Annotated in this window: 30 protein-coding genes and 2 pseudogenes; 1 reads left to right on the top strand and 31 read right to left on the bottom strand. The window is 67.3% G+C overall.

The features are described from left to right. Positions 1–35: 35 nt before the first annotated feature. Positions 36–479, bottom strand: a complete 444-nt coding sequence (gene rplM, locus ABZV31_RS10065) for a 50S ribosomal protein L13 (RefSeq protein ID WP_355890633.1) — start codon at positions 477–479, stop codon at positions 36–38. Between the two features lie 347 nt (positions 480–826). Here rplM and ABZV31_RS10060 point away from each other — a divergent pair, with 347 nt between their 5' ends. Further along, positions 827–1,705, top strand: coding sequence for a hypothetical protein (locus ABZV31_RS10060; RefSeq protein ID WP_355890631.1), 879 nt, complete (start codon positions 827–829; stop codon positions 1,703–1,705). 17 nt (positions 1,706–1,722) lie between these two features. Here the strand turns inward: ABZV31_RS10060 and ABZV31_RS10055 are convergent, their stop codons facing one another. The 30 genes and pseudogenes from ABZV31_RS10055 to rplB all read right to left on the bottom strand — a co-directional run bounded on the left by ABZV31_RS10055 (position 1,723) and on the right by rplB (position 18,365). After that, positions 1,723–2,478 (bottom strand): polyprenol monophosphomannose synthase, encoded by a 756-nt coding sequence (locus ABZV31_RS10055; protein WP_355891203.1) that lies wholly within the window; start codon positions 2,476–2,478, stop codon positions 1,723–1,725. Positions 2,479–2,646: 168 nt separating this feature from the next. Beyond that, positions 2,647–2,808, bottom strand: a pseudogene (locus ABZV31_RS10050) (UDP-glucose 6-dehydrogenase); the annotation flags it as partial. A 17-nt stretch (positions 2,809–2,825) separates the two neighbouring features. Then, positions 2,826–3,007, bottom strand: a pseudogene (locus tag ABZV31_RS10045) (hypothetical protein); the annotation flags it as partial. Further along, on the bottom strand, positions 3,008–3,874 hold the full coding sequence (truA, locus tag ABZV31_RS10040) for a tRNA pseudouridine(38-40) synthase TruA (protein ID WP_355890628.1): 867 nt from the start codon (positions 3,872–3,874) through the stop codon (positions 3,008–3,010). 74 nt (positions 3,875–3,948) lie between these two features. Continuing rightward, on the bottom strand, positions 3,949–4,512 hold the full coding sequence (rplQ, locus tag ABZV31_RS10035) for a 50S ribosomal protein L17 (protein ID WP_355890625.1): 564 nt from the start codon (positions 4,510–4,512) through the stop codon (positions 3,949–3,951). A gap of 213 nt (positions 4,513–4,725) precedes the next feature. Next, positions 4,726–5,748 carry a DNA-directed RNA polymerase subunit alpha gene (locus ABZV31_RS10030; RefSeq protein WP_003966937.1) on the bottom strand — a complete coding sequence of 341 codons (1,023 nt, stop codon included), beginning with the start codon at positions 5,746–5,748 and terminating at the stop codon, positions 4,726–4,728. A gap of 143 nt (positions 5,749–5,891) precedes the next feature. After that, positions 5,892–6,296, bottom strand: coding sequence for a 30S ribosomal protein S11 (rpsK, locus tag ABZV31_RS10025; RefSeq protein WP_003956432.1), 405 nt, complete (start codon positions 6,294–6,296; stop codon positions 5,892–5,894). A 64-nt stretch (positions 6,297–6,360) separates the two neighbouring features. Further along, a complete protein-coding gene (gene rpsM / locus ABZV31_RS10020) occupies positions 6,361–6,741 on the bottom strand; it encodes a 30S ribosomal protein S13 (protein WP_355890622.1) in 381 nt (126 codons plus the stop codon). Positions 6,742–6,929: 188 nt separating this feature from the next. Further along, on the bottom strand, positions 6,930–7,043 hold the full coding sequence (gene rpmJ / locus ABZV31_RS10015) for a 50S ribosomal protein L36 (RefSeq protein ID WP_003998809.1): 114 nt from the start codon (positions 7,041–7,043) through the stop codon (positions 6,930–6,932). Between the two features lie 82 nt (positions 7,044–7,125). Continuing rightward, positions 7,126–7,347 carry a translation initiation factor IF-1 gene (infA, locus tag ABZV31_RS10010; RefSeq protein WP_003948620.1) on the bottom strand — a complete coding sequence of 74 codons (222 nt, stop codon included), beginning with the start codon at positions 7,345–7,347 and terminating at the stop codon, positions 7,126–7,128. Positions 7,348–7,488: 141 nt separating this feature from the next. Next, positions 7,489–8,325: a type I methionyl aminopeptidase gene (map, locus tag ABZV31_RS10005; RefSeq protein ID WP_355890619.1), complete on the bottom strand. Its 837-nt coding sequence runs from the start codon at positions 8,323–8,325 to the stop codon at positions 7,489–7,491. A 129-nt stretch (positions 8,326–8,454) separates the two neighbouring features. Then, on the bottom strand, positions 8,455–9,117 hold the full coding sequence (locus tag ABZV31_RS10000; RefSeq protein ID WP_355890616.1) for an adenylate kinase: 663 nt from the start codon (positions 9,115–9,117) through the stop codon (positions 8,455–8,457). Next, positions 9,117–10,430 carry a preprotein translocase subunit SecY gene (gene secY, locus ABZV31_RS09995; RefSeq protein WP_355890614.1) on the bottom strand — a complete coding sequence of 438 codons (1,314 nt, stop codon included), beginning with the start codon at positions 10,428–10,430 and terminating at the stop codon, positions 9,117–9,119. The genes ABZV31_RS10000 and secY overlap by 1 nt, the downstream gene beginning before the upstream one ends. Before the next feature lie 244 nt (positions 10,431–10,674). Then, a complete protein-coding gene (gene rplO / locus ABZV31_RS09990) occupies positions 10,675–11,130 on the bottom strand; it encodes a 50S ribosomal protein L15 (RefSeq protein ID WP_355890612.1) in 456 nt (151 codons plus the stop codon). 2 nt (positions 11,131–11,132) lie between these two features. Then, on the bottom strand, positions 11,133–11,315 hold the full coding sequence (rpmD, locus tag ABZV31_RS09985) for a 50S ribosomal protein L30 (protein ID WP_009190145.1): 183 nt from the start codon (positions 11,313–11,315) through the stop codon (positions 11,133–11,135). A gap of 2 nt (positions 11,316–11,317) precedes the next feature. After that, on the bottom strand, positions 11,318–11,923 hold the full coding sequence (gene rpsE, locus ABZV31_RS09980; RefSeq protein ID WP_344014107.1) for a 30S ribosomal protein S5: 606 nt from the start codon (positions 11,921–11,923) through the stop codon (positions 11,318–11,320). A gap of 41 nt (positions 11,924–11,964) precedes the next feature. Then, positions 11,965–12,348, bottom strand: a complete 384-nt coding sequence (rplR, locus tag ABZV31_RS09975; RefSeq protein ID WP_355890607.1) for a 50S ribosomal protein L18 — start codon at positions 12,346–12,348, stop codon at positions 11,965–11,967. Positions 12,349–12,351: 3 nt separating this feature from the next. Continuing rightward, positions 12,352–12,891, bottom strand: coding sequence for a 50S ribosomal protein L6 (gene rplF / locus ABZV31_RS09970; protein WP_355890605.1), 540 nt, complete (start codon positions 12,889–12,891; stop codon positions 12,352–12,354). A gap of 24 nt (positions 12,892–12,915) precedes the next feature. Beyond that, the gene (gene rpsH, locus ABZV31_RS09965; RefSeq protein WP_355890603.1) at positions 12,916–13,314 is read right to left on the bottom strand and encodes a 30S ribosomal protein S8; all 399 of its coding nucleotides are present in this window, start codon (positions 13,312–13,314) and stop codon (positions 12,916–12,918) included. Positions 13,315–13,526: 212 nt separating this feature from the next. After that, a complete protein-coding gene (locus ABZV31_RS09960) occupies positions 13,527–13,712 on the bottom strand; it encodes a type Z 30S ribosomal protein S14 (protein ID WP_003956452.1) in 186 nt (61 codons plus the stop codon). A 5-nt stretch (positions 13,713–13,717) separates the two neighbouring features. Further along, positions 13,718–14,275, bottom strand: a complete 558-nt coding sequence (rplE, locus tag ABZV31_RS09955) for a 50S ribosomal protein L5 (protein WP_355890600.1) — start codon at positions 14,273–14,275, stop codon at positions 13,718–13,720. After that, positions 14,275–14,598, bottom strand: a complete 324-nt coding sequence (gene rplX, locus ABZV31_RS09950) for a 50S ribosomal protein L24 (protein WP_355890597.1) — start codon at positions 14,596–14,598, stop codon at positions 14,275–14,277. Before rplX ends, rplE begins: the two co-directional genes overlap by 1 nt. Before the next feature lie 2 nt (positions 14,599–14,600). After that, the gene (gene rplN / locus ABZV31_RS09945) at positions 14,601–14,969 is read right to left on the bottom strand and encodes a 50S ribosomal protein L14 (protein ID WP_003998823.1); all 369 of its coding nucleotides are present in this window, start codon (positions 14,967–14,969) and stop codon (positions 14,601–14,603) included. Positions 14,970–15,084: 115 nt separating this feature from the next. Beyond that, positions 15,085–15,369 (bottom strand): 30S ribosomal protein S17, encoded by a 285-nt coding sequence (gene rpsQ, locus ABZV31_RS09940; protein WP_355890594.1) that lies wholly within the window; start codon positions 15,367–15,369, stop codon positions 15,085–15,087. Continuing rightward, the gene (rpmC, locus tag ABZV31_RS09935) at positions 15,369–15,593 is read right to left on the bottom strand and encodes a 50S ribosomal protein L29 (protein ID WP_007494763.1); all 225 of its coding nucleotides are present in this window, start codon (positions 15,591–15,593) and stop codon (positions 15,369–15,371) included. The genes rpsQ and rpmC overlap by 1 nt, the downstream gene beginning before the upstream one ends. Next, a complete protein-coding gene (gene rplP, locus ABZV31_RS09930) occupies positions 15,593–16,012 on the bottom strand; it encodes a 50S ribosomal protein L16 (RefSeq protein ID WP_028420770.1) in 420 nt (139 codons plus the stop codon). Before rplP ends, rpmC begins: the two co-directional genes overlap by 1 nt. Before the next feature lie 5 nt (positions 16,013–16,017). Next, complete coding sequence (gene rpsC, locus ABZV31_RS09925; protein ID WP_164391222.1) at positions 16,018–16,842, bottom strand: 30S ribosomal protein S3; 825 nt, start codon at positions 16,840–16,842, stop codon at positions 16,018–16,020. Beyond that, positions 16,842–17,189 carry a 50S ribosomal protein L22 gene (rplV, locus tag ABZV31_RS09920; protein ID WP_355890588.1) on the bottom strand — a complete coding sequence of 116 codons (348 nt, stop codon included), beginning with the start codon at positions 17,187–17,189 and terminating at the stop codon, positions 16,842–16,844. Before rplV ends, rpsC begins: the two co-directional genes overlap by 1 nt. A gap of 45 nt (positions 17,190–17,234) precedes the next feature. After that, positions 17,235–17,516, bottom strand: a complete 282-nt coding sequence (gene rpsS, locus ABZV31_RS09915) for a 30S ribosomal protein S19 (protein ID WP_355890585.1) — start codon at positions 17,514–17,516, stop codon at positions 17,235–17,237. Between the two features lie 12 nt (positions 17,517–17,528). Next, positions 17,529–18,365 carry a 50S ribosomal protein L2 gene (gene rplB, locus ABZV31_RS09910; RefSeq protein WP_355890582.1) on the bottom strand — a complete coding sequence of 279 codons (837 nt, stop codon included), beginning with the start codon at positions 18,363–18,365 and terminating at the stop codon, positions 17,529–17,531. Positions 18,366–18,395 lie beyond the last annotated feature (30 nt).

Genomic DNA, 18,395 nt, shown 5'->3' with positions numbered 1-18,395 from the left:
CTCAGCTTCTCTTCAGTCTTAGGGGGTGGCCGGACTTACTGCGCGACCTGGGTGATCTCGAACGGCACCGGCTGCTGGGCGCCGTGCGGGTGCTGGTCACCCTTGTAGACCTTCAGCTTCGAGAGCATCTGACGGCCCAGGGAGTTCTTCGGGAGCATGCCCTTGACGGCCTTCTCGATGGCCTTCTCGGGGTTCTTCTCGAGCAGCTCGTCGTAACGGACGGAGCGCAGACCACCCGGGTAGCCGGAGTGGCGGTACGCCATCTTCTGGGACCGCTTGTTGCCGGAGAGGTGCACCTTGTCGGCGTTGATGATGATGACGAAGTCACCAGCGTCGACGTGCGGCGCGTAGATCGGCTTGTGCTTGCCCCGCAGAAGGGTGGCGGCGGTGGACGCCAGGCGGCCCAGGACGACGTCCTGGGCGTCAATGACGTGCCACTGGCGCGTGATGTCGCCGGGCTTGGGGCTGTACGTACGCACGGTTCGTAGCCTTCGCTTCTTCAGTGAATGGTCCTGACAAGGTCACCGAAGACGATCACGACAGCCTTGACCGCACGGCGGCGACGCAAACCGCATGCGTGGGGTCGCTGGTCATCGGCCCGGTGGCCGGTGTAAGGGCCCGTCCCGTGAGAATGAGCAAGCCAATACACAACGAACATGCAGGATACCTGCGCGGCCCTCCGGGGGTCAAAACGGGGTTGCCGCCGCTGGTCCTGCGTGTTCCGCACCCAGTTTACGGGGCCCGGGCGGGGGCTTTGTACCGGCCTGCACCGAAGGGTCTCCACAGGCACTCCAGCATCCCCCGGCCCCCGTCTAAGATGCGCCCCATGAGTTATGGGCAGGGGGGCTCGCAGTCCCAGTGGGATCCCTGGAAACCGCATTCCCAGCAGCCGTGGAACGGCGGAGGCAGCCAGACTCCGGACTGGGCCGCGCTCGCCGAGGCGTCGGAGACGCGGAACAAGCGGCGTCGGCTGCTGTTCATCGGGGGTGGTGCGCTCGCCACCGTCGCGGTCGGCGCGGCCGTCGCCATGGCCGTGGTGTCGGCGAACGGCGACAACAAGGCCTCGAACCAGCCGGCCTCCCAGCTGCCCTCGACCGCGGCCCTGCCGAGCGACTCGGCCGCGGCCCCGTCGTTCGCGCCCACCAGCGCACCGCCGCCGCTGGACCCGAAGGACTTCATATCCAGCGCGAAGAAGGACACGGCTCCGCTCAGCCCGGAGACGCTCTTCCCCGGCACGCAGCTGACCATGGGCTCGACCGTGTACAAGAAGGGCCCGACGGCCGACACGAAGAACTGCGCCTCCGCCGCCCAGGGCACCCTCCCCAAGATCCTCACCACGGGCGGCTGCACCCGCCTGATGCGGGTCACCTACGTCAAGGACGGCATCGCGGTGACCGTGGGCGTCGCCGTCTTCGACACCGAGGCACAGGCCACCAAGGCCAAGGGCCAGGCCGACAAGAAGAGCATCGTGAGGCCGCTGTCCGGCGACGGGATCAAGGCCTTCTGCGCCGGCGCCGTCTGCCGCTCCACGACCAACTCCTACGGCCGCTACGCCTACTTCACCCTCACCGGCTTCACCAGCGGCAAGGACGTCACGGCCAAGGACACGAAGGTGTTCCGGGCCGGTGACGACCTCGCCGAGTTCACGTTCCGGCAGATTCGCCGGCGCGGCGAGGCACAGGCGTCGGCGGCGGCCAACCAGTAGCCGGCCGCCCCTGGCCCCTACCTGTGCTTCAGGCGCAGCCGGATCGGCACCACCGCCGACTCCAGCTGGGTGCGCAGCGTCATCTTCGAGACACCCTCCGTGCGCTCCGCGAACCGGATCGGGATCTCGACGGCGCTGTGACCCGCACGGACGGCCTTGTACTTCAACTCGACCTGGAAGCTGTAGCCCGCGCTGTCCAGCGAGGAGAAGTCCACGTCCCGCAGGGCCTGCGCCCACCACAGGTTGAAGCCCGCCGTGATGTCCCGGATCTTCGTGCCGAGCACGGTGCGCGCGTAGCGGTTGGCGAACCGGGACAGCAGCACGCGGTGCGCGCCCCAGTCCTCGTCCAGCGAGCCGCCCTCCACGTACCGGCTGCCGATGACCAGGCCGACGCCGGAGGCCACCGCCGTGCTCAGCATGCGCGGCACCGCCTCCACCGGGTGGCTGCCGTCGGCGTCCATCTGGACGACGTACGCGGCAGCCTCGTCCAGCGCGGCGCTCATGCCCGCCGTGTACGCCCGCCCCAGCCCGTCCTTCTCGGTGCGGTGCAGCACGCTCATCCGGCGCCGCCCGTCCGCGTTGTACTTCTCGGCGAGCTCCTCCGCGATCCGTCCGGTGCCGTCCGGGCTGGAGTCGTCGACGATCTTCAGGTGGAGCCCGTCGAGCGGCAGCCCCAGCACCGCCTCGGCCATCCGAGGCAGGTTGGCCGCCTCGTTGTACGTCGGCATCACCACGGTGACCCGTAGGTCGCCGTACGCCTCGTGGTCCGTCATCTTCCTCCCCCTCCGCCTGGGACGCGGGCCTGCCCAGCGCCCGGAACTGCCACCCCGCCGCGGTCCACCGGTTCGCGTCCAGCATCCCCCGGCCGTCCACGATGCCCGGACGGTACACCAGTGACCGGGCCCACTCCGGGCCGATCGCCGGGAACTGCGGCCACTCGTGGCGATCAGCTCCGCCAGGCCCGGCTCGTGGAACGGCATCCTGCCCGCGCACAGCGCGGCGACCTTGTCGGCGTCGACCCCGACCACCTCGTGTCCGAGCTCCGCCATGCAGGCGGCGTGGGTGGCACCGAGGTAATCGGTGCCGATGACGGTGAGCCGCATGGCTACGGCCTTTCTTCCGCCATCGGCACGGCGAACAGCAGCCCGAAGCCGACGTGCTGGAACGCCGACGTGCTGGAACGCCGACGTGCTGGAACAGCGACACCACGGTGCCCAGGTGGATCTGGTGGGCGGGCGCGAGCACGGCCGTGCCGCACAGCAGCAGGCCGAGCAGCGCATGCCGGCGCCAACTGACAGGTGACTAACAGGTTGCGCAGCCTGTCGCTGCAGGGAGCGACCGCTTGTTCCGCGCCTCCCTGTTCCGCGCGGCCAGCAGCTCGTCGGCCGGATAGCCGACCTCCTCCAGCGTCAGCCCGTGCGGCCGCACGACATGCACGGCGGAGTCCCGCACCCCCGCGGCGAGCACCTTGGCGGGCCAGTCCGGCGGGCGGTGCCCGTCACCGACGAACAGCAGCGCCCCGATGAGCGAGCGCACCATGTTGTGGCAGAAGGCGTCGGCCCGGACGGTGGCGGTGATGATGCCGTCCTCGCCGCGCACCAGGCTCAGCTCCTGGAGCGTACGGATGGTGGTCGCGCCCTCCCGCTTCTTGCAGTAGGCGGCGAAGTCGTGCTCGCCGAGCAGCCGCCGGGCGGCCTCGTTCATGGCGTCGACGTCGAGCGGCCAGTCGTGCCAGAGGACGTGGTTGCGCAGCAGCGGGTCCACACCGCCCGGGTTGTCGGTGACGCGGTAGGCGTACCGGCGCCAGACGGCCGAGAAACGGGCGTTGAAGCCGGCCGGGGCCTCGGTGAGCGACCAGACGCGTACGTCCCTGGGCAGCCGCCCGGCGAGCCGCTTGAGCAGCTTCTCCTTGTGCTCCGCCCACAGCTCCTCGGGCAGATCGACGTGCGCCACCTGCCCGCGCGCGTGCACCCCGGCGTCGGTCCGCCCGGCCACGGTCAGTTCGTAGGTCGTGTCCTTCGACCGCGTGACCGTACGGAGGGCGTCCTCGATCTCCTGCTGCACGGTCCGCTTCCCGCCGACCTGCTTGGCCCAGCCGTGGAAGTCGGTGCCGTCGTAGGAGAGGTCGAGACGGATACGGACGTAACCGGGCTGTACTTCGTCACTCACACAGGGATCCTCTCAGGTACGCGAAAGCGGGCCCGCCCCGAGGGACGGACCCGCTGTCAACGCTCGGCAGTGCCTCAGGCGTCCTTGGACTCCTCGGCAGCCTCCTCGGCCGGAGCCTCGGTGGCCTCGGCCTTGGCGTCCTCGACCGGGGCCTCGTCGGCCTTGGTCTCGTCGGCCTTGGTCTCGTCGGCCTTGGTCTCGTCGGCCTTGGCAGCCTCGGACTCCTTGACGGCGCGCTTGGTCGCCGCCTCGGCCTCGCCGACCGCCTTCTGCTGCACCGTCAGCGCCTCGACCAGCTCGATGACAGCCATGGGCGCGTTGTCGCCACGGCGGTTACCGATCTTGGTGATGCGGGTGTAACCACCCGGACGGTTCTCGTAGCGCGGGCCGATCTCGGTGAAGAGCGTGTGGACGACGCTCTTGTCCGTGATGACCTGGAGCACCTGACGGCGGTTGTGAAGGTCACCCTTCTTCGCCTTGGTGATCAGACGCTCCGCGTACGGGCGCAGGCGGCGGGCCTTCGCCTCGGTGGTGGTGATACGGCCGTGCTCGAACAGCGACTTCGCGAGGTTCGCGAGGAGCAGCTTCTCGTGCGCGGCGCTGCCGCCCAGACGGGCACCCTTGGTGGGCTTCGGCATTTCTGTTTCTCCTTGGTATCTGCCCCGGCCGTATCAGGTACCGGGGTCAGGGCCCGATGAGCGGGCGCTCACCGGCAACAACCAGCCCCTCCCGCGAAGGAGGGGCGGGGGTGCGCCCCAAAGGGGCGCGGGGCCGCTACATTATGCGGCTCGGCCGCGTGGGCGCGACCGGCCACAGCCGGCCCGCAGCCGAAAACGGTCTCGTGGGACCGATCAGTACTGCTCGGTCTCCACGAAGCCCGCGTCCGCGTCGTCGTCGGCGCCGAAGGCGTCGGCCGCGGCGGTCGGGTCGAATCCGGGCGGGCTGTCCTTGAGGGCCAGGCCCATGCCGGCCAGCTTCGCCTTGACCTCGTCGATGGACTTCGCACCGAAGTTGCGGATGTCCAGCAGGTCGGCCTCGGAGCGGGCGACGAGCTCACCCACGGAGTGGATGCCCTCACGCTTGAGGCAGTTGTAGGAGCGGACCGTGAGCTCCAGCTCCTCGATCGGCAGCGCCAGGTCGGCGGCCAGGGCGGCGTCCGTCGGGGACGGACCCATGTCGATGCCCTCGGCGTCGATGTTGAGCTCGCGGGCCAGACCGAACAGCTCGACCAGGGTCTTGCCGGCCGACGCCATGGCGTCGCGCGGACGCATGGCCTGCTTGGTCTCGACGTCGACGATCAGCTTGTCGAAGTCGGTGCGCTGCTCGACACGCGTGGCCTCGACCTTGTAGGTGACCTTGAGAACCGGCGAGTAGATCGAGTCGACCGGGATACGGCCGATCTCCTGGCCCACCTGCTTGTTCTGCACGGCAGAGACGTAGCCGCGACCGCGCTCCACGGTCAGCTCCATCTCCAGCTTGCCCTTGCCGTTGAGCGTGGCGAGGACGAGGTCGGGGTTGTGCACCTCGACACCGGCCGGGGGCGCGATGTCGGCGGCGGTGACCAGACCCGGACCCTGCTTGCGCAGGTACATCACGACCGGCTCGTCGTGCTCCGAGGAGACGACCAGCTGCTTGATGTTGAGGATCAGGTCGGTGACGTCCTCCTTGACGCCCGGCACGGTGGTGAACTCGTGCAGGACGCCGTCGATGCGGATGCTGGTGACAGCAGCGCCGGGGATCGACGACAGGAGCGTACGGCGGAGGGAGTTGCCGAGGGTGTAGCCGAAGCCCGGCTCCAGCGGCTCGATCACGAACCGGGAGCGGAACTCGTCGACGACCTCTTCGGTCAACGAGGGACGCTGAGCGATCAGCATGTGTGGATCAGATCCTTCAGTCGGGGGCGCCCGCTATATGACGCCCGACCAAGCCGCCCCCTTCGGCAGGGGCGGGTACTGCAAGGGTACGGGGGGTACGACCCGAAGGAGCCGTACCGCCCGGAACCGCGGACCGCGAAGCGTCAGACGCGGCGACGCTTCGGCGGACGGCAGCCGTTGTGCGGGGTCGGCGTGACGTCCTGGATGGAGCCGACCTCGAGGCCGGTCGCCTGCAGGGAGCGGATCGCGGTCTCACGACCGGAGCCCGGGCCCTTGACGAAGACGTCGACCTTGCGCATGCCGTGCTCCTGGGCGCGGCGGGCGGCCGACTCGGCGGCCATCTGCGCGGCGAACGGCGTGGACTTCCGGGAGCCCTTGAAGCCGACGTGGCCGGCGGAGGCCCAGGAGATCACGTTGCCGGACGGGTCGGTGATCGAAACGATGGTGTTGTTGAACGTGCTCTTGATGTGCGCGTGGCCGTGAGCGACGTTCTTCTTTTCCTTGCGGCGCACCTTCTTGGCAGCGCCCTGACGTCCCTTGGGGGGCATCCTCTAACTCCTCGGGAGGTGGTCGGTCCTACAGCGAAGACCGTGGAATGAGGTCCGCTGCGGACTACTTCTTGCCCGGCTTCTTCTTGCCGGCGATGGCGCGACGCGGGCCCTTGCGGGTGCGGGCGTTGGTGCTGGTGCGCTGGCCGCGGACGGGCAGACCGCGGCGGTGACGCAGACCCTGGTAGCAGCCGATCTCGACCTTGCGGCGGATGTCGGCCTGGATCTCGCGACGGAGGTCACCCTCGGTCTTGATGTTGTTGTCGACGTACTCGCGGATCGCGACGAGCTGCTCCTCGGAGAGGTCGCGAACGCGGGTGTTCGGGTTCACGCCGGTAGCAGCCAGCGTCTGCTTCGAAAGGGTCCGGCCGATGCCGAACACGTAGGTGAGGGCGACCTCCACGCGCTTTTCGCGCGGGATGTCAACACCGGAAACGCGTGCCATTCAATGGCTCCAGTTGGTCTTCGGAGGTCTTCCGCAGAACCGGCTCCCAGCCGCCGTATCAGGTACGGACTGGGTCCCCGGCCTCCGAGCCGGGGGTATCGGAACCGATCGGCTCCGGGCCCTGCGTATGAACATATTCAGCTCGCGTCGCGCGAAGTTCTGCGAATCGCAGAGGGTGCGGTCGTGCGTCAGCCCTGGCGCTGCTTGTGGCGCGGGTTCTCGCAGATGACCATGACCCGGCCGTGACGGCGGATCACCCTGCACTTGTCGCAGATCTTCTTGACGCTCGGCTTGACCTTCATGGGATGTGAGGTTCTCCGGGTCAGTGCCACCACCCCGCGCAAGCGGGATGCACACCCCACTGACGCGGGGTGCGGGCAAGATCTACTTGTAGCGGTAGACGATCCGGCCACGCGTCAGGTCGTACGGAGACAGCTCCACCACGACCCGGTCGTCAGGGAGGATGCGGATGTAGTGCATACGCATCTTGCCGCTGATGTGTGCCAGGACCTGGTGGCCGTTCTGGAGCTCGACCTTGAACATGGCGTTCGGCAGAGACTCGACGACAGTGCCCTCGATCTCGATGGCACCTTGCTTCTTGGCCACGCTTCGCCCTTCGAATCGACTACCTTGATCGGCCCTGTACGAGCGCATGCGGACATGCGGGTGCACAAGAGCCGACGAGTCAGTCTACGTCAGCACACCCGGAAAGACGAATCGGAGCAGTCTGCCCCACGCCGGAGATCATTATGCGAGGGGGTCGGGGGCGGCCGTGATGCCGTACTCGGCGAGCTTGGCCTTGCCGCCGTCGGGGGCGGTGAGCACCAGCGGACCCTGCTCGGTCAGCGCCACGGAGTGCTCCCAGTGGGAGGACCAGGTGCCGTCCGTCGTGATGACCGTCCAGTCGTCCTCGAGGACCCGGGTCTTCGGCGTGCCCAGGGAGACCATGGGCTCGATGGCCAGGCAGAAGCCGGGCACGAGCTTCGGCCCCTTCCCCCGCCGCCGGTCGACGTAGTTCAGCAGGTGCGGGTCCATGTGCATCTCGGTGCCGATGCCGTGGCCGCCGTAGTCCTCGATGATCCCGTACCGGCCGCCGCCGGGCTTCGGCTGGCGGCGGATGTACGTCTCGATGGCCCGGGAGATGTCGACCAGCCGGTTGCCCTGCTTCATCGCCGCAATGCCGGCCCACATCGACTCCTCGGTCACCCGGGAGAGCTCGACCAACTCCGGGGCGTGACCGGAGCCCACGAACGCGGTGTAGGCGGCGTCGCCGTGCCAGCCGTCGACGATCGCGCCGCAGTCGATGGAGATGATGTCCCCGTCCTTGAGGACCACGTCGTCGGACGGGATGCCGTGGACGACGACCTCGTTCACGGACGTGCAGATCGTCGCGGGGAAGCCGCCGTAGCCGAGGAAGTTCGGCTTGGCGTTGTGCTCCGCGAGGACCTTCCGCGCAACCTCGTCCAGGTCCTTCGTGGATGCCCCGGGCACGGCCGCCTCGCGGGTGGCCGCGTGGATGGCAGCGACGACCAGCCCGGCCGCACGCATCTTGGCGATCTGCTCGGGGGTCTTGATCTGCACCATGGGGACTACGGCCTTTCTTGGACCGGAAAGGGGACGAACAACGTCAACGATAAGGGGGAGGCCGTCTGCGCCGTCCCACACAGCAGCCGCGGCCCCCGTGCGGGAACCGCGGCTGCAGCGGACGTGGGACTACTTGTCGCCGTCCTCGCGCCTGAGCGCCTCGAGCGCCCGCCGCGTGACCTCGTCCACCGGGCCCAGCGACGAGATCGTGACGACCAGGCCCTGCGCCTTGTAGTAGTCGATGATCGGCTCGGTCTGCGTGTGGTAGACCTCCAGCCGCTTGCGGACGGTCTCCTCGGAGTCGTCGTCCCGCTGGTAGAGCTCACCGCCGCAGACGTCGCACACGCCCTCCTTCTTGGGCGGGCTGTACGTCACGTGGAAGACGTGGCTGGAGTCGTTCCGGCAGATCCGTCGACCGGCGATCCGCTTGACCACCTCTTCCTCGGGGACCTCCAGGTCGAGCACCGCGTCGAGCTTGATGCCCTCGGTCTTGAGCAGCTCGTCCAGCGCCTCGGCCTGCGACACATTGCGCGGGAAGCCGTCCAGCAGGAAGCCGTGCTCGGCGTCCGGCTGCTCCATGCGGTCCTTGGCCATCGCGATGGTGACCTCGTCCGGCACCAGGTTGCCGGCGTCCATGTAGGACTTCGCGAGCTTCCCCAGCTCCGTCTGCCGGCTGATGTTGGCGCGGAACAGGTCGCCGGTGGAGATGTGGGGGATGCGCAGCTTCTCAGCCAGGCGTGTGGCCTGCGTTCCCTTACCGGCACCCGGCGGCCCGACGAGGACGATTCGCATCAGCGGAGGAACCCTTCGTAATTGCGCTGCTGGAGCTGGCTCTCGATCTGCTTCACCGTCTCGAGGCCGACACCCACGATGATGAGGATGCTGGTCCCGCCGAAGGGGAAGTTGTTCGTCGCCCCGAACCCGACCAACGCCATTGTTGGTACGAGAGCGATCAGGCCCAGATACAGCGAACCCGGCCAGGTGATCCGGTTGAGTACGTACGAAAGGTACTCAGCGGTCGGTCGGCCAGCCCGGATGCCCGGGATGAAGCCACCATACTTCTTCATGTTGTCGGCGACTTCCTCGGGGTTGAAGGAGATCGCCACGTAGAAGAACGCGAAGAAAACGATGAGCAAGAAGTACAGAGTGATGTAAATCGGGTGGTCGCCCTTGGTCAGGTTCTGCTGCACCCAGGTCTTCCAGCCGGAGTTGCTTCCGGAGAACTGGGCGACCAGCGCCGGGATGTAGAGCAGCGACGACGCGAAGATGACGGGAATCACACCCGCCTGGTTGACCTTGAGCGGGATGTACGTGGACGTACCGCCGTAGGAACGGCGGCCGATCATCCGCTTGGCGTACTGCACCGGGATGCGGCGCTGAGCCTGCTCGACGAAGACGACCAGACCCACCATGACCAGGCCGACCAGGATCACGGTGCCGAACTCGATCCAGCCGCCGGCGAGCGTGCCCTGCTTCTTGATGGCCCACAGCGCGGTCGGGAAGGTCGCGGCGATCGAGATGAACATCAGGATCGACATGCCGTTGCCGATGCCGCGGTCGGTGATCAGCTCGCCGAGCCACATGACCACGGTCGTACCGGCGGTCATGCAGATCACCATGACGATGGTGGTGAAGATCGCCCGGTCCGGCACGATCTGGCTGGCGACGGTGCAGCCCGAGAACAGGGCGCCGCTGCGGGCGGTGGCCACCAGGCCGGTGCCCTGCAGGATGGCGAGCGCCAGCGTCAGGTAGCGGGTGTACTGCGTGATCTTCGCGGTACCGGCCTGGCCCTCCTTCTTGAGGGCTTCCAGGCGCGGGATCACCACGGTCAGCAGCTGCAGGATGATGCTCGCCGTGATGTACGGCATGATCCCCAGCGCGAAGACCGTGATCTGCAGCAGCGCACCACCGCTGAACATGTTGACCAGCCCGAAGAGGCCCTGGTTGCCGGAGGCCTCGCCAACACACTGCTGGACGGACTTGTAGTCGACGCCCGGGATCGGAATGTGCGTACCGACCCGGTACACCACGATGATGCCGAGCGTGAAGAGCAGCTTCTTGCGCAGGTCGGGCGTCTTGAACGCCCGGGCGAACGCGGTGAGCACGGTGCCTCCTGCGACCCCCGCGCAACTGCGTCAAGGGTGACGGTCTTGAGGTTCCAACAGAGCAACGACTTACGTAACGGTCGACTGCCGCCCAGGGTGCCCCATGGGAAGCACCCCGTGAAAGTGGGCAGTGCAGGCCACCTTACCGGCGACACTGCCCCCTTGGAACGACCAACCGGGGATACCCCGTTTTGTTGGGTATCCCCGGTCGGGGTCGTTCAGGTCATCGAGACGCCCGAAAGTTTCAGACGAGCTCGGTGACGGTACCGCCGGCGGCGGTGATCTTCTCCTTGGCGGAGGCGGAGACGGCGTCGACCGTCACCTGCAGCGCCACGGAGACCTCGCCCTGGCCGAGAACCTTGACCAGGCTGTTCTTGCGAACGGCACCCTTGGCCACCAGGTCCTCGACCGTGACCTCGCCACCCTCGGGGTAGAGCGCGGCCAGCTTGTCGAGGTTGACGACCTGGTACTCGGTCTTGAACGGGTTCTTGAAGCCCTTCAGCTTCGGGAGGCGCATGTGCAGCGGCATCTGGCCACCCTCGAAGCGCTCCGGAACCTGGTAGCGGGCCTTCGTGCCCTTCGTACCACGACCGGCCGTCTTACCCTTCGACGCCTCACCACGACCGACACGGGTCTTGGCGGTCTTGGCGCCCGGGGCGGGACGGAGGTTGTGGATCTTGAGCGGGTTCTGCTCCGCCATGATCAGTCGACCTCCTCGACCGTCACGAGGTGGCGGACGGTGTGCACCATGCCGCGGAACTCGGGGCGGTCCTCCTTGACGACCACGTCGCCGAGCCTCTTCAGCCCGAGCGAGCGCAGGGTGTCACGGTGGTTCTGCTTGCTGCCGATGTAGGACTTCGTCTGCGTGATCTTGAGCTGAGCCATGATTACGCACCCACTCCAGCACGCGCACGCAGCAGGGCCGCGGGGGCGACGTCCTCGAGCGGCAGACCGCGGCGGGCCGCGATCTCCTCGGGACGCTGCAGACCCTTCAGGGCCGCCACGGTCGCGTGCACGATGTTGATCGCGTTGTCGGAGCCGAGCGACTTCGACAGGACGTCGTGGATACCGGCGCACTCGAGCACGGCACGCACCGGACCACCGGCGATCACACCGGTACCCGGCGACGCCGGCTTGAGCAGCACGACGCCGGCAGCCTTCTCACCCTGGATCGGGTGCGGGATGGTGCCCTGGATCCGCGGGACCTTGAAGAAGTGCTTCTTGGCCTCCTCAACGCCCTTGGCGATGGCGGCCGGCACCTCCTTGGCCTTGCCGTATCCGACACCCACGGTGCCGTCACCGTCGCCCACCACGACCAGCGCGGTGAAGCTGAAGCGACGACCACCCTTCACAACCTTGGCGACGCGGTTGATCGCGACGACGCGCTCAACGTACGCGGTCTTCTCGGCGGCAGCTGCGCCGCCGTCACGGCCCTTCCGGTCCCGCCGCTCGCCGCCACCGGCACCGCTGCCGCGGCGCTGGGGTCCAGCCATTGGATTTACCTCTCTCTGTTTCCGCTAGCTACGGAACCGGCTCAGAACTTGAGCCCGGCCTCGCGGGCGGCGTCCGCCAGGGCGGCGATGCGCCCGGCGTACTGGTTGCCACCACGGTCGAACACGACGGCCTCGACACCCGCGGCCTTGGCCCGCTCGGCGATCAGGGCACCGACCTGCTTGGCCTGCGCGGACTTGTCGCCCTCGCCACCGCGGATCGACGCGTCCAGGGACGACGCCGACGCCAGGGTGTGGCCCTTGAGGTCGTCGATCACCTGCGCCACGATGTGGCGGTTGGAGCGGGTCACGACCAGGCGGGGACGCTCCGCGGTACCGGAGACCTTCTTGCGGATCCGGATGTGGCGACGCTTGATCGCAGCACGCTTGTACGCGTCGCCCTTCAGGATCTTCTGCCCGTATGCCATGGCTTACTTGCCCGCCTTTCCGACCTTGCGGCGGATGACTTCGCCCTCGTACTTGACGCCCTTGGCCTTGTACGGGTCCGGCTTGCGCAGCTTGCGGATGTTGGCCGCAACCTCGCCGACCTTCTGCTTGTCGATGCCCTCGACCGAGAAGCGGGTCGGGCTCTCCACCTTGAAGGTGATGCCCTCGGGCGCCTCGACGGTGACCGGGTGGCTGTAGCCGAGCGCGAACTCCAGGTTCGAGCCCTTGGCCTGCACGCGGTAACCGACACCGCTGATCTCGAGCTTCTTCACGTAACCCTGGGTCACGCCGGTGATCATGTTCGCCACCAGCGTGCGGGACAGGCCGTGCAGGGCCTTGTTCTGCCGCTCGTCGTTCGGGCGGGTCACCTGGAGGGTGCCGTCCTCAGTCTTGACGATCTCGATCGGCGCGGCGACGGTGTGGGTCAGCTCGCCCTTGGGGCCCTTTACCGAAACCGTGCGGCCGTCGATGGTGACGTCCACGCCGGCGGGAACCGCGATGGGGAGCTTGCCGATGCGCGACATAGCTGTTTCCTCCGTTCCCTTCCGTTACCAGACGTAGGCGAGAACTTCTCCGCCTACGCCCTTCTTGCCGGCCTGCTTGTCGGTGAGGAGCCCGTGGGACGTGGAGATGATCGCCACGCCGAGGCCGCCGAGCACCTTCGGCAGGTTGGTGGACTTCGCGTACACCCGGAGACCGGGCTTGGAGATCCGCTTGATGCCCGCGATGGAGCGCTCACGGTTCGGGCCGTACTTGAGCTCGAGGACGAGGTTCTTGCCGACCTCGGCGTCCTCGGTCCTCCAGCCCGTGATGAAGCCCTCCTGCTGGAGGATCTCCGCGATGTGCGACTTGATCTTGGAGTGCGGCATCGACACGGTGTCGTGGTACGCCGCGTTCGCGTTCCGCAGACGCGTGAGCATGTCTGCGATCGGATCAGTCATGGTCATGAATTGGCCTTCGGCCTCTCTCGCCGGGGTTTCCTGGTGCGCCATCCCTCTCCCCGATCCGAGACGGGACGGGTGCGGCGCGGTGGACCTACGGCGTAGTAAGTCGTACGGCACGGCAGGTGCCCAACCCCACAAGCCTAAGGCATGCGGAGGTGGGCCTCCTGCCGTCCCAGTTGCCTACCGAGAGTCCTGGAAGTCCCCTAATGGGGGGATTACCAGGAGCTCTTGGTCACGCCCGGCAGCTCGCCACGGTGAGCCATCTCACGAAGGCACACGCGGCAGAGGCCGAACTTGCGGTACACGGAGTGCGGACGGCCGCAGCGCTGGCAGCGGGTGTACGCGCGCACACCGAACTTGGGCTTGCGAGCAGCCTTCGCGATGAGAGCCTTCTTCGCCATCTCGCTCACGCCTCCTTGAACGGGAAGCCGAGGTGACGGAGAAGGGCACGGCCCTCTTCGTCGTTGGTCGCCGTGGTGACCACGGTGATGTCCATACCCCGGACGCGGTCGATCTTGTCCTGGTCGATCTCGTGGAACATGACCTGCTCCGTGAGACCGAAGGTGTAGTTGCCACGGCCGTCGAACTGCTTGGGGGACAGGCCGCGGAAGTCGCGGATTCGCGGCAGCGCGAGCGACAGGGTGCGGTCGAGGAACTCCCACATGCGGTCGCCACGGAGCGTGACGTGGGCACCGATCGGCTGGCCCTCACGCAGCTTGAACTGCGCAATGGACTTACGGGCCTTGGTGACCGCCGGCTTCTGGCCGGTGATCGTGGCGAGGTCGCGCACGGCGCCCTCGATCAGCTTGGAGTCGCGGGCGGCATCGCCCACACCCATGTTGACCACGATCTTGACGAGGCCCGGAACCTGCATGACGTTCTCGTACTTGAACTCGTCACGCAGCTTCGGGACGATCTCGTCGCGGTACTTCTGCTTCAGACGCGGAGTGGTGGTGGTCGCCATCAGATGTCCTCACCCGTCCGCTTGGCAACGCGGATCTTGTTGCCGTTCTCATCGAAGCGGTAACCGACGCGGGTCACGACCTTCTTGCCGTCCTTCTCCACGACGAGCTGAACGTTGCTCACGTGGATCGGGGCCTCGGTGGTCACGATCCCGCCGGCCTGCGAACCGCCAGCGGTCGGACCGGCCTTGGTGTGCTTCTTGACCCGGTTGACACCCTCGACCAGGACGCGCTCCTCGCGCGGGTAAGCGGCAATGACCTTGCCCTGCTTGCCCTTGTCCTTGCCGGTGATGACCTGAACCAGGTCGCCCTTCTTGATCTTCATGCTCACAGCACCTCCGGCGCGAGGGAGATGATCTTCATGAACTTCTTCTCGCGCAGCTCACGGCCGACGGGGCCGAAGATACGGGTGCCACGAGGGTCGCCGTCGTTCTTCAGAATGACGGCGGCGTTCTCGTCGAAGCGGATGTACGAGCCGTCCGGACGGCGGCGCTCCTTGACGGTGCGAACGATGACCGCCTTGACGACGTCACCCTTCTTCACGTTGCCACCGGGGATCGCGTCCTTGACGGTGGCGACAATGACGTCACCGATGCCCGCGTAGCGGCGACCGGAGCCGCCGAGCACACGGATGCAAAGGATCTCCTTCGCTCCCGTGTTGTCGGCGACACGCAGTCGCGACTCCTGCTGGATCACGTCTATCTCCTGATCGTCTGCCGGTTCCCCAACGGGGCTACTGTGCTTGTCTTAAAAGCACCTCAGCCCCGTTGGAGCCTGGCGGAACTGTCCTGCGGGGTTTGCCCCGCAGGGATTACTTGGCCTTCTCGAGGATCTCGACGACGCGCCAGCGCTTGGTCGCGGACAGCGGCCGGGTCTCCATCAGGAGAACGCGGTCGCCGACACCCGCGGCGTTCTGCTCGTCGTGCGCCTTGAGCTTGTTCGTACGGCGGATGACCTTGCCGTACAGCGCGTGCTTGACGCGGTCCTCGACGGCGACGACGACGGTCTTGTCCATCTTGTCGCTGACGACGTAACCCTCACGGGTCTTGCGGAAACCGCGCGCTTCCTTGTTCTCAGTCACGTTGCTCTCGCTCATCAGGCGTTCTCCACCGTCTCGATGCCGAGCTCACGCTCACGCATGAGGGTGTAGATCCGGGCGATGTCCTTGCGGACCGCCTTGAGACGGCCGTGGTTCTCGAGCTGACCCGTCGCCGCCTGGAAGCGGAGGTTGAACAGCTCTTCCTTGGCCTCGCGGAGCTTCGCCAGAAGCTCCTCGTTGCCCAGCTCGCGCAGCTCGGACGCCTTGGTACCGGCCGACATCACGCTTCACCTGCCTCGCGCTTGACGATCCGGCACTTCATCGGCAGCTTGTGGGCCGCACGAGTCAGCGCCTCACGGGCGATCTTCTCGTTCGGGTAGGACAGCTCGAACATCACGCGCCCCGGCTTGACGTTCGCGACCCACCACTCCGGCGAACCCTTACCGGAACCCATGCGGGTCTCGGCGGGCTTCTTGGTCAGCGGGCGGTCCGGGTAGATGTTGATCCAGACCTTGCCGCCACGCTTGATGTGACGGGTCATGGCGATACGGGCCGCCTCGATCTGGCGGTTCGTGACGTACGCCGGGGTCAGCGCCTGGATGCCGTACTCGCCGAACGCAACCTGCGTTCCACCCTTGGACATACCGGTGCGCTTCGGGTGGTGCTGCTTGCGGTGCTTGACCCTACGGGGGATCAGCATGTCGGTCAGGCCTCCGTTCCGGTGCTCTCAGCCGGAGCGGCAGCTGCGGGAGCCTCGGCCTTGGGGGCCTCGGCAGCCGGAGCCTGCTGCGGCTTGCGACCGCGCCGCTCGCCACCGCGGCCACCACGGGCCGGGCGGTCGGCGCCACCGCGGGCCGGGCGGTTACCCGCACGGGCGGCAGCGTTCTCGGCGCGGACCTCGGCGATGTTCTTGACGTCGCCCTTGTAGATCCAGACCTTCACACCGATGCGGCCGAAGGTCGTCTTGGCCTCGAAGAAGCCGTAGTCCACGTTCGCGCGGAGCGTGTGCAGGGGCACACGGCCCTCGCGGTAGAACTCCGAGCGGGACATCTCGGCGCCGCCGAGGCGGCCACCGCACTGGATCTTGATGCCCTTGGCGCCCGCCTTCATCGCCGACTGCATGCTCTTGCGCATGGCGCGGCGGAAGGAGACGCGGGAGGAGAGCTGCTCGGCAACGGCCTGGGCCACGAGCTGAGCGTCCGTCTCGGGGTTCTTGACCTCGAGGATGTTCAGCTGGACCTGCTTGCCCGTGAGCTTCTCGAGGTCGCCGCGGATGCGGTCGGCCTCGGCGCCACGGCGGCCAATGACGATGCCCGGACGCGCGGTGTGGATGTCCACACGGACGCGGTCACGGGTGCGCTCGATCTCGACCTTGGAGATGCCGGCGCGCTCCATGCCGGACGTCATCATCCGACGGATGGCGACGTCTTCCTTGACGTAGTCCTTGTACAGCTTGTCGGCGTACCAACGCGACTTGAAGTCGGTCGTGACACCGAGCCGGAACCCGTGCGGGTTTACCTTCTGGCCCATTACCGGGTTCCTTCCTTGCTGCTGACGACCACGGTGATGTGGCTGGTCCGCTTGCGGATCCGGTAGGCACGGCCCTGGGCGCGCGGACGGAACCGCTTCAGGGTCGGGCCCTCGTCGACGTACGCCTCGGAGACGTACAGGTTGTCGACGTCGGTGTGGTCGTAGTTGTGCGCGGCGTTGGCGATGGCGCTGTCCAGCACCTTGCCGACCGGCACGCTCGCGGCCTGCGGGGCGAAACGCAGGACCGCCTGAGCCTCCGTGGCGTCCAGGCCACGGATGAGGTCCACCACACGGCGGGCCTTCATGGGCGTGACGCGGATGTACCGCGCCTGGGCCCTGGCTTCCATGGTTGTCCCTTCAGTGTTTGTCATTGGTCGTTTGCACCCCGCCAACTAGCGGCGCTTCGACTTCCGGTCTTCCTTGACGTGGCCCCGGAAGGTGCGGGTCGGCGCGAACTCGCCGAGCTTGTGGCCGACCATCGACTCGGTGACAAACACCGGGATGTGGGTCTTGCCGTTGTGCACCGCGATCGTGTGGCCCAGCATGGCCGGGACGATCATCGAGCGGCGGGACCAGGTCTTGATGACGTTCTTGGTGCCGGCTTCGTTCTGCGCTTCCACCTTCTTGATCAGGTGGTCGTCGACGAAGGGCCCCTTCTTCAAGCTACGAGGCATCTCAACCCGTCCTTAGCGCTTCTTGTTCGTCTTGCGGCGGCGGACGATGTACTTGTTGCTCGCCTTCTTGGGAGCACGAGTACGACCTTCCTTCTGACCCCAGGGGCTGACCGGGTGGCGGCCACCCGAGGTCTTGCCCTCACCACCACCGTGGGGGTGGTCAACCGGGTTCATCGCCACACCGCGAACGGTCGGGCGGACGCCCAGCCAGCGCTTGCGGCCGGCCTTGCCCCAGTTGATGTTGCTCTGCTCGGCGTTGCCGACCTCGCCGACGGTGGCGCGGCAGCGCACGTCGACCAGGCGGATCTCGCCGGAGGGCATGCGGAGGTGGGCCATCGAGCCCTCCTTCGCGAGCAGCTGCACGGAGGCACCGGCGGAGCGGGCGAACTTGGCGCCGCCGCCCGGACGGAGCTCGATCGCGTGCAGCGTCGTACCGACCGGGATGTTGCGGAGCGCGAGGTTGTTGCCCGGCTTGATGTCGGCCCCGGGACCGTTCTCGACGCGGTCGCCCTGCGACAGGCCACGCGGCGCGAGGATGTAACGCTTCTCGCCGTCCGCGTAGTGCAGCAGCGCGATGCGCGCGGTGCGGTTGGGGTCGTACTCGATGTGCGCGACCTTCGCCGGCACGCCGTCCTTGTCGTGACGACGGAAGTCGATCACGCGGTAGGCGCGCTTGTGGCCACCGCCCTGGTGGCGGACGGTCACACGACCGGAATTGTTACGGCCGCCCTTGCTGTGCAGGGGACGGACCAGCGACTTCTCCGGCGTGGACCGCGTGACCTCGACGAAGTCGGCGACGCTGGCGCCACGACGGCCAGGAGTCGTCGGCTTGTACTTGCGGATACCCATTTCTCAGTCCTCGTCCGATATCGGACGATC

It is taken from the genome of Streptomyces sp. NPDC005202 (assembly GCF_040608235.1).
GTDB lineage: Bacteria > Actinomycetota > Actinomycetes > Streptomycetales > Streptomycetaceae > Streptomyces.
The sequence above is the reverse complement of the archived record's forward strand: the minus strand, read 5'-3'. Positions and strand labels throughout refer to the sequence as shown.